Source organism: Hwanghaeella sp. LZ110 (genome assembly GCF_048892525.1).
In the GTDB taxonomy this organism is placed as follows: domain Bacteria; phylum Pseudomonadota; class Alphaproteobacteria; order UBA8366; family Aestuariispiraceae; genus Pacificispira.
Window position 1 is genome coordinate 104,927 of record NZ_JBLZHT010000009.1, and the last position, 12,856, is coordinate 117,782.

A 12,856-nucleotide genomic window follows, 5' to 3' on the forward strand; every position below is an offset into this window, starting at 1 on the left:
GGAAGACCCTAAATGACGGACAGTTCGGACGCTTTTATTCCAACGGATCGGTCCAGAATTCGCCGATCCCATGAAAAGGCGCGATATGACAAGGAAACCGTCTATGCCATCGTGGACGCAACGCCGCTGTGCCATGTCGGCTACAGCATTGACGGCCAGCCCTATGTGACACCGACGCTGCATTGGCGGGTGGGCGATGTTCTGTATTGGCACGGTTCATCCGCCAGCCGGATGTTGAAGCCAACGAAGAAAGGGCTTCCGGCCTGTGTGACAATCACCCATTTCGACGGGTTCGTGCTGGCCCGAACTTCGTTTGAACACACCGCCAATTTCCGCACCGCCATGCTGTACGGCACCGCCAAGGCGATGACGGACAGGGACGCGAAGGAAGAGGCCTTGCGGGTCATGATGGAGGGATTGTTTCCGGGTCGCTGGGCTGACTTGCGCGCCAGCACAGATCAGGAGTTGAAGGCGACAATCGTGGTTGAAATGCCAATCGACGATGCCGCCGCCAAGGTCCGAACCGGCCCACCGGACGATCCAGAGGAAGATTATGCAACAGAACGGGTCTGGGCAGGGGTTTTACCGCGCCAAGAAATCTGGGATGCGCCAGTAGATGATCCGCGATTATTGTCGGGAATATCTCTGCCGGATTATCTGAAATAAGTGCCAGTTAGAAATCAAAACAGCGTCCAGCTTTTTCCCAATCGCCATAGCGGGTGGGTTCCAGGCCTTTTGGGCCGCCGACTTCTTTTTCGACGTCGCCCTTGGCTTCGGCCTCTTTGCGCCAGCGTTCGCCCGCGGCCTCCGCCTTCAATTCGGCCAGGCGACGTTCGTCGACGCCTTTCAGGTCGTCCTGTGTGACGCCTTCTGGCAGGTCCACCGGGGCGGGTTTCTTTGCCGCCGATGGTTTTGAGGTTTTGAATAGGCCGGATAGTTTGCTCATACCCCCAGATATAGGCGAAAAACGGCGCAGGGCAAGGGGATTGCGGCCCCGCGACCTATCTTGATCTGACGCCACAACATCCCATCTTTAGAGGGTTTCCACACTTTGTAGGATAGGAAAAGACACCAATGAATACGATGCGCACGGCGCTGTTGATGGCCGCGATGACGGCCCTTCTGGGTGTGTGCGGCTATCTGATCGGCGGGCAGGGCGTGATGCTGTTCGCGCTGGCCTTTGCCGGGATCAGCAACATGATCGCCTTCTGGAACGCTGATAAGATCGTGCTGCGCATGCATAATGCGAAACAGGTCGATCAGCATTCTGCCCCCCAGCTCTATAATACGGTCGCGGAACTGGCACAGCGTGCGGACCTGCCCATGCCAAAGGTCTATATTATCGATACGGAACAACCCAATGCATTTGCGACCGGGCGCAATCCGGACAATGCGGCCGTTGCGGCAACCAGTGGTCTGATCCGCCTGCTGTCCCCCGAAGAACTGGCGGGCGTCATGGCCCACGAACTGGCCCATGTGAAGAATCGCGACACGCTGACCATGACGGTGACGGCAACCATCGCCGGTGCTGTTTCCGCCCTGGGCAGTATGGCCATGTTTGGCAGCCTGTTTGGCGGCAATCGCAACAGCCCGCTGGGTGGATTGGGTGCGCTGATCGTGATGTTGGTCGGGCCAATTGCAGCAGCCATGGTCCAGATGGCAATCTCCCGGACGCGCGAATATTCTGCGGACCGCATGGGGGGTGAAATCTGCGGCAACCCGCTTTGGCTGGCCTCAGCGCTTGGTAAATTACACACCGGCGCGGCGCGTATTGACAACGAGGCGGCGGAACGCAATCCGGCCACGGCACATATGTTTATCATCAATCCCTTGCATGCACGTCGCATGGATGGGCTGTTTACGACCCACCCCGCGACGGAAAACCGCATCGCCGCCCTGCAGGAATTGGCGCGGGAAATGGGTGTTGGCTCCCCATCCCAGCGCGCTTCCGCTCCCCGGGTTCAGCCGACGCGGAAATCCCGCATTCCCGTGACGGAAAAGCGCGGGCCCTGGGGTCGGTAAGAACAGCATAATGGTGCCGCCAGGCATGTCACTGTAAGCATCCATTTTGCTGAAAATCCCACATGGATGTCGCAAAGCAGGTGATTTTAGCCCCATCCAAGCTTGACCACCCGGATGGAGCGACCTACACATTCCCGCTAAGTTTTGTGGGGGAAGCCCTCTGTAATTTGCAAAAAAGGAGCACGCGGGTATGAAGGTCTTGGTGCCGGTCAAACGCGTCGTCGATTATAACGTCAAAATTCGTGTGAAAGCGGACCAGACGGGTGTCGAAACGGCGAATGTGAAAATGTCGATGAACCCGTTCGACGAGATTGCTGTCGAACAGGCTGTGCGAATGAAAGAAGCCGGTCAGGCTGATGAAATCATCGCTGTCTCCATCGGCCCGCAACAGAGCCAAGAGACAATTCGCACGGCGCTTGCCATGGGCGCAGATCGCGGCATCCTGGTTCAGCATGATGGCGAAGTGCAGCCGCTGGCCGTTGCCAAGCTGTTGAAGGCCATCGTGGATGCGGAAGGCCCGGGCATTGTGTTGTGCGGCAAGCAGGCGATTGATGATGACGCCAATCAGACCGCACAGATGCTCTCAGCCCTGTTGGGCTGGTCCCAGGCAACCTTCGTGTCCAAGCTGGAAATCGGCGATGGCGAAGCGACCGCGACCCGTGAAGTCGATGGCGGTCTGGAAACCATCAAGGTCAGACTTCCGACCGTCTGCTCGGTCGATCTGCGCTTGAACGAGCCGCGCTATGCCTCGCTGCCCAATATCATGAAGGCGAAGAAAAAGCCGATCGACATGAAGACCCCAGCGGATTTCGGTGTCGACCCGACCCCGCGTCTGACCACGGTCAAAGTTGTCGAACCGCCCCCGCGCCAGGCTGGTGTGAAGGTTGCTGATGTGGCCGAACTGGTCTCGAAGCTGCGCAACGAAGCAAAAGTCATCAGCTAACCCGCACCTTAAGGAGAATGAAGATGAGCAATCTGGTCATCGCCGAACATGATGGTGCGGAAATCAAACCGCATACCTTAAACACCATTGCTGCGGCCAAGGCTGCGGGCGGGGACATTCATGTCGCCGTGATCGGGTCAGGCTGTCAGGCCGCTGCCGATGCCGCTGCAAAGATTGCAGGCGTTACCAAGGTCCTGTTGGTTGACAGCGCCGAATATGAAAACCAGATGGCCGAAGCGGTTGCCCCGGCGATTGTGAAATTGGCCGATGGGTACAGCGCGGTTTTCGCCCCGGCCAATACGTTCGGTAAAAATGTGATGCCCCGCGTTGCTGCCCTGATGGACATTCAGCAATTGTCCGAAGTTTCGGCAGTCCTGGGTGATAAGACTTTTGAACGCCCGATTTATGCCGGGAATGCCATCGCAACGGTCAAATCTGCGGAAGCGACCGATATCATAACCGTCCGCATGACATCGTTTGAACCAGTAGAAGCAGAAGGCGGGTCCGCCAGCATCGAAACTGTGTCGGGCACCGGTGCACAGGATCTGTCCAGCTTCGTCGGTCAGTCCGTGGTCAGCAGCGACCGTCCTGAACTGACCTCTGCCAAGATTGTTATCTCTGGCGGGCGCGGCATGCAGAATGGCGAAAACTTCGGTATGCTGGAAAAGGTCGCAGACAAGCTGGGGGCCGCTGTTGGTGCGTCCCGTGCCGCTGTTGATGCGGGCTTTGTGCCAAACGATTATCAGGTCGGTCAGACCGGTAAGGTCGTGGCACCGGACCTGTATATCGCCGTTGGTATCTCTGGTGCCATCCAGCATCTGGCGGGTATGAAGGATTCCAAAGTGATCGTTGCGATCAACAAGGATGACGAAGCCCCGATCTTCCAGGTTGCCGATTATGGCTTGGTCGCGGACCTGTTCGACGCCGTGCCTGCCCTGGAAAAAGAACTCGGTTAAGCCCTGTTCACTATGGTGCAAAGCGCCCCTTGCAGACCCTCTGCAGGGGGCGTTTTCTTTGGCGTGCTTGACAATTTTCACCTTGAAACGCTACAGCAACGGCGCATTTACCCTAATGTGCAATCAGATCAGAAGGCTTGTCCCATGCATCGCATCGTCAAACACTGCCACGGCGTCGCAGAAACGCTGGCGTTGGGGCGGGCGCTTGGTCAGGTTGTTCCGGCGGGTACGGTAATGTGTCTGCAGGGGGAAATGGGTGCGGGTAAGACTCATTTCGTCAAGGGGCTGGCCGAAGGACTGGGGGTGGCGGAACAGGACCATGTGATCAGCCCGACCTATGATCTGGTGCATGAACATGGTGATCCGTGTCGACTGGTGCATATCGATTTATATCGCATTGCGGTTCCCGGTGCAGAAGATGTCGAATGGTTGCTGGGATATCTGAACGAAGCTGAAACGATAAAGGCCATCGAATGGCCAGAGCGGATTTCCGATGTCATGCCGCAAGATGCCCTAACCATTGCCATCGCCTTTGGTTCCGGTGAAGAGGACCGCATCATCACCCTCAGTGCGGCCCAGCCGTTCGCCTTTGATCTGTAAAAGTGTCTGAATTCTTATGCGAAAAATTCTAATCTCTGCCATTTCGTCCCGCGTCTATGTTGCCGCCATCCAGGATCAACAGGTCGTCTTTCTGGAGGCGGAAAACGCCGCCCGCACGACATCCAGCTTTATGGCAAGGCATACCGCCCGTGCATTACATGTCATGGGAGGTGTGGATGCGCTGGGGGTTCTGGTAGGGCCGGGATCCTGGACCGGGGCACGCATCACCATTGCGACGGCAAAGGGACTGGCCCTGGCAACCCAGTGTCCGGTGACGATGATTCCGACCCATGATCTGGTTTGGGCCGGTCGTGATCCGGGGGCATCGGGCCGGGTGGTGATCTGGGCGGCTGAGCGCGAACCCTGGCATGCCACCTATCGGAATGGTGCGCGTATTGCCGCAGTCGAGCCGATTGAGATTGGCAGTTGGACCTTGCAGCAGGTAACTGAAGGCAAGTTTGATCGCAAAACCCATGTGCTTTTTGATGTGGGGCGGGACGCACCCCTGTTGGACGAACCATTCCAGGCAGACTTGATGCTGCGGGCCTTTGATATCGCGACGACGGCGGATGGCGCGGTTGGCGCGGACGGATTGAAAACACCCTTCATGCCATCCTATCCCCCGAAACAATAAGGCGGTGAGGGAATAGTTTCATGAGCCATGTATCCACCAAGTCGCAACCGATCATCCTGGGCGTAGAGACCGCCTGTGATGATTGCGCCATTGCAATAGCGCGTGGGCCGGAAATCGTTACGCATAAGGTCGTGACCGAAAGCCTGATGCATCAGAAATATGGCGGCATCGTGCCGGAATTGGCGGCGCGTCAACAATTGGCCTTCATCGACCGACTGTATCTGGAAGTGCTGGAAGAGGCGGGGGTCGCGCCGGACGATATCGACTATGTCGCCGTGAATAACAAGCATGGGCTGATCCGCTCTGTTTCTGTCGGTGTCGCCTTCGCCAATGGGGTGGCGGCTGGACTGGGGAAACCCCTGATTTCCGTCCATCATGTCGAGGCGCATTTGATGTCGCCGGAAATCGGCAGCGATACACTGATAGAGCCCAGCCTGTGCCTGGCGGTCGCGGGGGGCCATAACCTGTTGGTTGATATCGAAGCGTTTGGAAAATATCGCATCATCGGGCGCACGGTGGATGATTGTGCGGGGGAGGCGTTTGACAAGGTTGCCATTGAATTGGGACTGGGGTTTCCGGGCGGCCCTCTCATTGATGCCCTGAGCAAGACCGGCAGGCGCGACGCCTTCGCCTTTCCCAGACCGATGATCCATGAAAAAGGCCTGAATTTCAGCTTTAGCGGTCTGAAAACGGCAGTGCGCTTTATGGTCCAGAAAATGAAACCGGAAGAGGTAAAAGCCCAACAGGCAGACCTTGCCGCCAGCTTTCAGGGCGCTATTGTTGATGTTCTGGTGGCGAAATCCCGTCAGGCCCTGATTGAAACGGGCCGCAAGCGGTTAACCGCCGCTGGCGGTGTTGCAGCGAATTCTGAATTGCGTGATGCCCTGGCGGAAATGTGCGCGGATATCGGCGTCAGCTTTGTGCCCGCCCCGCGAACCTATTGCGGGGATAACGCAGCCATGGTTGCCTATGCGGCGGGGCTGTTGCTGCGGGCGGATCGGGCAGAGACAGGGTATTGGGATGCAACGCCCAGCGCCGTATTGGGCGAGTATCGGGAGCGATATTAACCATGGGTGTCGTCTGGTTGAATGAGCTATCCATCACGGATGCAGTTGAAAGCAGCGTTGACGCCCTGTCTGCGGGAAAGATCCTGCTGTATCCAACAGACACGACCTTTGCCCTGGGCGTTGATGCCCTGAACCCCGCAGCAATCGATGCTTTATTCGCCGCAAAACGTCGATCACAGGCAAAATCCCTTTCGGTCTGTTTCGCCTCTGCGGATCACGCGCTTCTGGAAGTTGAGGCATCTCCTTTGGTGTCTCGGCTGGCGGAGACTCTATTGCCGGGACCCGTGACCCTATTGGCACGGCGCAAGGGGAACAGATATTTATCACTGGCGCCAACATCGGACCTTTTGGGATTCCGGGTGCCGGATCATCCCTTTTGTCTGGCGTTGGCGGCTGCGTTTGAACGTCCGTTTACGGCGACCAGTGCAAATCTAAGTGGCGGATCAGAGGCTGTTACGGGAGAGGCTGCGCTGGCCTTGGCGGCGGAAATCGGTCCGGACCTGTTGTTTAGCGTATTGGAGGAAAAGACCCGATACGCTATGCCCAGCACGATCATTGATGCCAGCGGATCAGAAGCCAAAGTGCTGCGTCCTGGGCCAATCTCGGAAGCAGAGGTCCTGGCAGTATGAGCAAGTCCGCCGTTGTCATTGGCGGCGGCCCAGCCGGTTTAATGGCCGCCGAAATACTTCTGAACAACGGTATTGGCGTGGATCTGTATGACGCGATGCCGTCCCTGGGTCGAAAATTCCTGATGGCGGGAAAAAGCGGCCTGAACCTGACGCACAGTGAATCGATGCCTCAATTCTTAGGGCGGCTTGGCGATAAAGCGGCTGTTCTGACTCCGGCCCTGACGGCCTTTGACAATCAGGCCTTGCGGGATTGGGCGCAGGGTTTGGGGGTGGAAACCTTCGTGGGATCGTCCGGTCGTGTATTTCCGAAGGAAATGAAAGCCGCGCCATTGCTGCGCGCCTGGCTGTCGCGCCTGCGGGCTGCGGGCTTGAAAACCCATACACGGCATCGCTGGTTGGGGTGGACAGCAACAGGCGCATTGAGGTTTCAATCACCTGACGGGTATATCACTAAGGAATCACAGGCCGTCATTCTGGCGCTGGGTGGGGCCAGTTGGCCGCAATTGGGCAGCGATGGGGCCTGGCGCCCCTGGTTGGTGGAAATGGGAATCGAAGTTGCGCCCTTCCGGCCGTCAAACTCTGGCTTTGATGTTCGATGGAGCGAGCATTTCAGAAACCGTTTTGCAGGAGAGCCGGTTAAACCCGTTATTTTATCTGCGGGGGAGATCACGCGATCGGGCGAATTTGTCGTGACCGAAACCGGGGTGGAAGGCAGCGGAATTTATGCAGTCTCAGCCCCTCTGCGCGATGAAATCGCAGCAACCGGTGGCGCGGTCCTGACCCTGGATTTGACACCGGATCGCAGCGTGCAACGCTTGGCCGCTGATTTGGGGCGCAGCACCGGCAGTGGTTCTTTTGCTAATCATCTGCGCAAGGCGACAGGTTTGACCGGTGTGAAGGCCGGCCTGCTGCGGGAATGCGTGCCCGCGGATATGTTCAAGCATCCGGCTATGCTGGCCAGTTGGATCAAGGCTTTACCCCTACCGATCCAAACTCCGCGCCCCTTGGCAGAGGCGATCAGCACAGCGGGGGGGCTTTCATTTGATGCACTGACCGGGCAAAGCCAGATCACAGCGCTGCCCGGCGTATTTGTTACAGGCGAAATGCTGGACTGGGAAGCCCCAACCGGCGGTTATCTGCTAACGACCTGCATGGCCCACGGCCGCGCGGCGGGCGAAGAAGTGGTCAAGTATTTAAAGGGTTGAAGACTGCTTTAGATTAAGAGTTCGCCTCAACATACGCCTTAAAGGCATCGCGATCCGTCACCCTGCGCGGTCGTTTCAAAAACGCCAGAACTTCATCGACCTCGTCCTGGGTTCCACAAAATTTGGCATCAATAATACTGTCAAAAGGCATCCGGTCGGCGGCTCTTGGACCCATATTTGCACCTACCCGCGCGACAATGCAGGGCAAAGCACCTAGCTTGTAAAATGCATACCATCCCCCATTTGGGGCACCCATGTAACCGAATTTATGGCGGTCCACCAATTCGGTGTGGCTAAGATTTTTGGATATTGCCCATCGCAGGAATTCGTCCTCGTCGTAAATGGTTAAGGCTGATTGCTCTGAGAAGAAGACGTAGTATCCACCAAGATACTGACCAAAGAAACTGCCGCTTCTTGACATTAACAGCCGCTCTTGCGGGTGCTGATTGTCTCTCATTGTTTGTGTGTATTGGGTCGTATTGTGAATAATCGGGGCGGGCAGCCAAATGATTGCCTCTGCTAGAGTTTTTTCTCGCACGGGGGCTAATTTTATAGGGGTGCCGCTGGCATCCCTATCATCTGATTGGCAGGCGACGAGCGTGAAGATGGCAAAGGATACAATGACGGCTTTCAGCATGGAAAAATTCCTACAGTAGATTTAAAATCCTTGATTGTATTTTCAGTGCGTTTTTTCGTGTTAGGCAAGATTAAAATGTATCCATTCGGAAGTTTGAAAGGGGTGTTCGCTCATGATCTTTCTGTGACATCCCAATTTAATGTTGCGCTGCACAATAGGGGTGCGTTTAAACTGACCCATCCGTTAAGGTTTGGGGGCAGTGCAATGGGTGGTATCTTACAGGGAAAGAAGGGGCTGGTGGTCGGGATCGCGAATGATCAATCCATCGCCTATGGCTGTGCCCAGGCGTTTCGCGCTGAAGGGGCGGAATTGGCGCTGACCTATGTGAATGAAAAGGCGAAACCCTATGTCACACCGTTAGGGGAGCGGTTAGGGGCAGAGATTTTTGAGCCCTGTGACGTTCGGGAATCCGGCCAGGTAGAAGCCTTGTTCGACAGTATCGGAAAGCACTGGGGAAAGCTGGATTTCCTGCTGCATTCTGTTGCTTTTGCCCCGCGCGATGACCTGCATGGCCGCGTCATTGATTGCTCTCAGGAAGGGTTCGATATGGCGATGAATGTGTCCTGTCATTCTTTTCTGCGCATGGCCCGTCATGCTGAACCCCTGATGGCGGAGGGCGGCGTTCTGATGACGATGAGCTATTATGGCGCAGAGAAAGTCGTCGATCGCTATAATCTGATGGGGCCAGTGAAGGCAGCCCTGGAAGCCAGTGTGCGCTATATGGCGACAGAATTGGGGCCACAGGGCATTCGGGTTTATGCGCTGTCTCCGGGGCCGGTGCCGACACGGGCTGCGTCCGGGATCGACCGGTTCGATGAATTGATGGAAGCCGCAGCAGCGCGGGCGCCCCGCCACGCGCTGGTTACCATTGATCAGGTGGGCGCATTAGCGGCCTTTCTGGCGTCTGATAAGGCGACGGGTATGACCGGCAATGTTGTGTATGTTGACAACGGATACAACATTCGCGGTTGAAGCCTCCATGTTTCAGGCCCAAAGTAGTGTCGGATCAGGCGTTTCGGGCATCTTGGCTTGATCATCGGGGGCGGTTTGGGGTATCGCAAAGAACGACACCGCTTCCAGCATTGCGCTTCATGCATTTTATGCCATTCCTTCTGAAGCCCTCTTTCTGGGAAGCAATCTTTACCCTTGCTGGAAAGAGACACTTGATTTCAGACCCCCGCGATAATGACCTGGATGTCACGAACCGAACCTGGTTGTTCTGTATTGCTGGGGTGTGTCTGGGGGCGGCCGTGCCTGCCTTGATCCTCGGTAAGGCCGCAATGGCACCTTTGTTCGGCTTTGGTGTTCTGTGCGCAGGAATCGGGCTGATCCGTTCCTCAGAACGGGGGGCGGACCGCGCCCGGATATGGGCAGGTTTAACGACACCATTAGCCTGGGCGGCGTATGTTTTCATCGGATGCCTTTTGTTGAGTGCGGCTCTGTCCGAACATTCTGGAAAAGCGCTTGCGATACCCGTGCGGGTTGCGTTGACACTGGGGGCCGGATATTTGTGTTTCCAGCTGTTTCTGCGGTCGCCTTTAGCCTTGGCCCTTGCCTGCAAGACTGTTGTTGCCACCGGTATTATCGCCTTGTCGATTGTCGTCTTCAGTCAGTATCTACCCAATGCCAGTGATGCTTTGCGCGGATATCTGGGTCTATCGACCCCCTTTGATGCTCCCAGGGCCTATAAGATGTTCGCATCCGCCACGATCTGTCTGTTGCCAATAATGATTTGGGGCGGGCGACGGCTGGGATCAGTTTGGATGGGACTTGGCCTGGCGGCGCTTCCGCTGACTGCGCTGGTAATCTATGGAAATGGCGAAGAGACCAGCCAATCGGCGATATCGGGCGTCCTGGGCGGCAGTCTGTTGCTGGTGCTGGTTCTTATCGGTCTGCGGTTACAATCAGGACAGCGCCGTGCGTTGATTGCGGGGGTGGTTCTTCTGGCGATGGCGGTTGGGGCCTATATTCTAACCCATGTTCCGTCGCCGCCGGTGGTGGAACATCAAACCCCCGGCCTGCCCTTGCCAGATTGGCATCGACAGGTCATTTGGGGGTTCACATTGGATATCTTTCTGAATAACCCCCTCCTTGGCGTTGGCCCCAATACGGTCAATATGGTGCCCGGTGCCAGTGAGATTGTGCCAGGCTTGAATCAGGAATACATCCCGGCCCATCCGCACAATTTCGTCCTGGAAATCGCGTCTGAAAGTGGCATTGTTGGTTTGTCGGCACTGGTCACCGTTTTGGTCATTCTGTTGAAAATGCTGTTCCAGATCGCAGCCAGCGGCAGTTCGGTCGCCAATAGGTCCCACCCGGCCGCTTATGCCGGTATATTCCTTATGGGAGCATTCTGGACCAGCTCTCTTTCGAATTTCTCCATCTGGTCGGCCTGGTGGTTGGCCAGTTTTGTGCTGTTGATCAGCCTTCCGCTGGCCGCTGCCCGGTCCCGTGATTGATGATCCAATCTGACACGTCCATTCCGGGCATGTCCAATATCCACTATTGAAGTGTCCATTTTGGGGCTAACGGCTTGGGCCATCCCGCTCGTTTGATGGCGACTGCCAAGGGTGCATCGATCTTAAATGCGATATTGGGGAGAGAGACAAATATGCGTCCCGCGCTGAAAGTTCTGGATGGTCAAAACTATGATGTCGTCGTCATAGGGGCTGGCGCGGTCGGGTGTTCTTCGGCGCAGCATTTGGCGGCACTTGGCTACAAGGTTCTGTTGCTGGACAAAAGCGACATTGCCAGCGGCACATCCAGCCGGTCCAGCCGATTGCTGTATTGCGGGCTTGCCTATTTTTCCCCGGATTTCCCATTGTGGCAGTATATCCTGCACCCGCGCGAGCTGTTTCAGCGGGTTAAGACCGCGCGGCTGGCGATGCGATGCCGCACCGAACTGGTGAAAACCATGCCGGAAAGACTGCGGCATGCCACATTCTTCTTTCCAGTGTTTCGCGGGGGGGCGTTTCCGGGATGGAAGGTTGATCTGGGATATCGCGCTCTTGGCCTGTTTGGCAGTCGTGACGCCCCGCTGGCCTATCGCCGTTTATCGGCGGAAAAGGCGGCTGAAGAATTTCCGATGATCGATTATATGGACCGCTCCCGCCTGACCTCTACGGCGGTATTTCGAGAATATTCCTATTTCTGGCCGGAACGCATTCTATCGGATACCGCGTTGGATGCGGAACGCCTGGGTGCGACGCTGCGCACCTATTGTGCGGTTAAGAATTTACGGCATGACAAGGATACGGGTTGGACCCTGGATCTGGAGGAATCCGCACCGGGGGAAAGCGGCACGGCCCAGGTCCAATGCCAGATGGTGATCAACGCTGCCGGTCCATGGATTGATCGAATAATCGGGCGGGTCAGCAATCAGGCGCGCCGACGCCTGACGGGCCTAAAGGGCGTCAACCTGTTGGTGCGTCTGCCGGATGTCTTCAAAGGGCATGGTCTTGAGACGATCAGTTCCCTGAAGCATCCATTCTATATGTTCCCATGGGGTGATCATCACTATTTTGGTCCGACGGATACGGTGTTTGAGGATGATCCCGATACCGTGCGCGTTAAACCGGATGAGGTGGCGTATCTTCTGGGAGAAGCAAACAGATTGTTCCCCAGCCTTAACCTGACGGAAAAGGACGTTGTCTATCGCTGGTCCGGGGTGCGCCCACGTACCAATTCAGGCAATCTTTCCGGGTCTAAGGCCTTGACGGTCCATGATCTGGCAGAGGATGGCTTGCCCAATATGCTGGCAGTAACAGGCACCCCGATTATGGTCCATCGTCATGCGGGTAGAGAAATCGCCAAACGCGTGAAGAAGCGGCTGCGCCCGACAGGTGCCCCTCAGGCGTTGAGCTATACTGCACGGCTTATGCCCGCAGAGATTCGAACCGAGTCCGGGGTGTCGGAAGCCGAGATTCTGCATGCTGTTCGCACCGAACATGTCGTGACCTTGACGGATTTGATCATGCGGCGGCTGCCTACCGGGTGGGAGCCTGATATGGGGCTTGATGAGGCAGAGCGTATCTGTGCCATTGCCGCCCCTGAACTGAATTGGAGCCCTGCGCGGCAAAAGCAGGAATGCGAAGCTTATCGTGCCCAATGCCTGGATAATTTTGAGCCCCGACAATCGGGGGACTGATGCGCCTGAATAGGGG

At 56.5% G+C, this 12,856-nt stretch carries 14 protein-coding genes; 12 read left to right on the forward strand and 2 right to left on the reverse strand.

What is annotated here, in order from left to right:
- Window positions 1–12 precede the first annotated feature (12 nt).
- Window positions 13–666 (forward strand): pyridoxamine 5'-phosphate oxidase family protein, encoded by a 654-nt coding sequence (locus ACOSDM_RS16885; RefSeq protein WP_420725728.1) that lies wholly within the window; start codon window positions 13–15, stop codon window positions 664–666.
- Window positions 667–673: 7 nt separating this feature from the next.
- On the opposite strand, the gene ACOSDM_RS16890 is transcribed toward ACOSDM_RS16885, so the two are convergent.
- Window positions 674–946, reverse strand: a complete 273-nt coding sequence (locus tag ACOSDM_RS16890) for a DUF1674 domain-containing protein (protein ID WP_420725729.1) — start codon at window positions 944–946, stop codon at window positions 674–676.
- 128 nt (window positions 947–1,074) lie between these two features.
- On the opposite strand from ACOSDM_RS16890, the gene htpX reads away from it, so the two are divergent.
- From htpX to ACOSDM_RS16930, 8 genes are all read left to right on the forward strand, one after another.
- Entirely contained in the window at window positions 1,075–2,022 is a 948-nt protein-coding gene (gene htpX / locus ACOSDM_RS16895) for a zinc metalloprotease HtpX (protein ID WP_420725730.1), read from the forward strand.
- Window positions 2,023–2,212: 190 nt separating this feature from the next.
- The gene (locus ACOSDM_RS16900) at window positions 2,213–2,965 is read left to right on the forward strand and encodes an electron transfer flavoprotein subunit beta/FixA family protein (protein ID WP_420725731.1); all 753 of its coding nucleotides are present in this window, start codon (window positions 2,213–2,215) and stop codon (window positions 2,963–2,965) included.
- Window positions 2,966–2,988: 23 nt separating this feature from the next.
- Window positions 2,989–3,921, forward strand: coding sequence for an electron transfer flavoprotein subunit alpha/FixB family protein (locus ACOSDM_RS16905; RefSeq protein WP_420725732.1), 933 nt, complete (start codon window positions 2,989–2,991; stop codon window positions 3,919–3,921).
- Between the two features lie 144 nt (window positions 3,922–4,065).
- A complete protein-coding gene (gene tsaE, locus ACOSDM_RS16910; RefSeq protein WP_420725733.1) occupies window positions 4,066–4,521 on the forward strand; it encodes a tRNA (adenosine(37)-N6)-threonylcarbamoyltransferase complex ATPase subunit type 1 TsaE in 456 nt (151 codons plus the stop codon).
- A 16-nt stretch (window positions 4,522–4,537) separates the two neighbouring features.
- The gene (locus ACOSDM_RS16915) at window positions 4,538–5,155 is read left to right on the forward strand and encodes a hypothetical protein (protein ID WP_420725734.1); all 618 of its coding nucleotides are present in this window, start codon (window positions 4,538–4,540) and stop codon (window positions 5,153–5,155) included.
- 20 nt (window positions 5,156–5,175) lie between these two features.
- On the forward strand, window positions 5,176–6,222 hold the full coding sequence (gene tsaD, locus ACOSDM_RS16920; RefSeq protein ID WP_420725735.1) for a tRNA (adenosine(37)-N6)-threonylcarbamoyltransferase complex transferase subunit TsaD: 1,047 nt from the start codon (window positions 5,176–5,178) through the stop codon (window positions 6,220–6,222).
- Between the two features lie 2 nt (window positions 6,223–6,224).
- A complete protein-coding gene (locus ACOSDM_RS16925) occupies window positions 6,225–6,851 on the forward strand; it encodes an L-threonylcarbamoyladenylate synthase (protein ID WP_420725736.1) in 627 nt (208 codons plus the stop codon).
- A complete protein-coding gene (locus tag ACOSDM_RS16930) occupies window positions 6,848–8,056 on the forward strand; it encodes a TIGR03862 family flavoprotein (RefSeq protein WP_420725737.1) in 1,209 nt (402 codons plus the stop codon). The genes ACOSDM_RS16925 and ACOSDM_RS16930 overlap by 4 nt, the downstream gene beginning before the upstream one ends.
- Window positions 8,057–8,069: 13 nt before the next feature.
- Here ACOSDM_RS16930 and ACOSDM_RS16935 read toward each other — a convergent pair whose 3' ends face one another.
- Window positions 8,070–8,693 carry a hypothetical protein gene (locus tag ACOSDM_RS16935; protein ID WP_420725738.1) on the reverse strand — a complete coding sequence of 208 codons (624 nt, stop codon included), beginning with the start codon at window positions 8,691–8,693 and terminating at the stop codon, window positions 8,070–8,072.
- A 204-nt stretch (window positions 8,694–8,897) separates the two neighbouring features.
- Between ACOSDM_RS16935 and fabI the strand changes: the two genes are divergently transcribed.
- The 3 genes from fabI to ACOSDM_RS16950 all read left to right on the forward strand — a co-directional run bounded on the left by fabI (window position 8,898) and on the right by ACOSDM_RS16950 (window position 12,840).
- On the forward strand, window positions 8,898–9,665 hold the full coding sequence (fabI, locus tag ACOSDM_RS16940) for an enoyl-ACP reductase FabI (protein ID WP_420725739.1): 768 nt from the start codon (window positions 8,898–8,900) through the stop codon (window positions 9,663–9,665).
- 191 nt (window positions 9,666–9,856) lie between these two features.
- Window positions 9,857–11,152 (forward strand): O-antigen ligase family protein, encoded by a 1,296-nt coding sequence (locus tag ACOSDM_RS16945; RefSeq protein WP_420725740.1) that lies wholly within the window; start codon window positions 9,857–9,859, stop codon window positions 11,150–11,152.
- Between the two features lie 152 nt (window positions 11,153–11,304).
- On the forward strand, window positions 11,305–12,840 hold the full coding sequence (locus ACOSDM_RS16950; protein WP_420725741.1) for an FAD-dependent oxidoreductase: 1,536 nt from the start codon (window positions 11,305–11,307) through the stop codon (window positions 12,838–12,840).
- The last annotated feature ends 16 nt before the right edge of the window (window positions 12,841–12,856 follow it).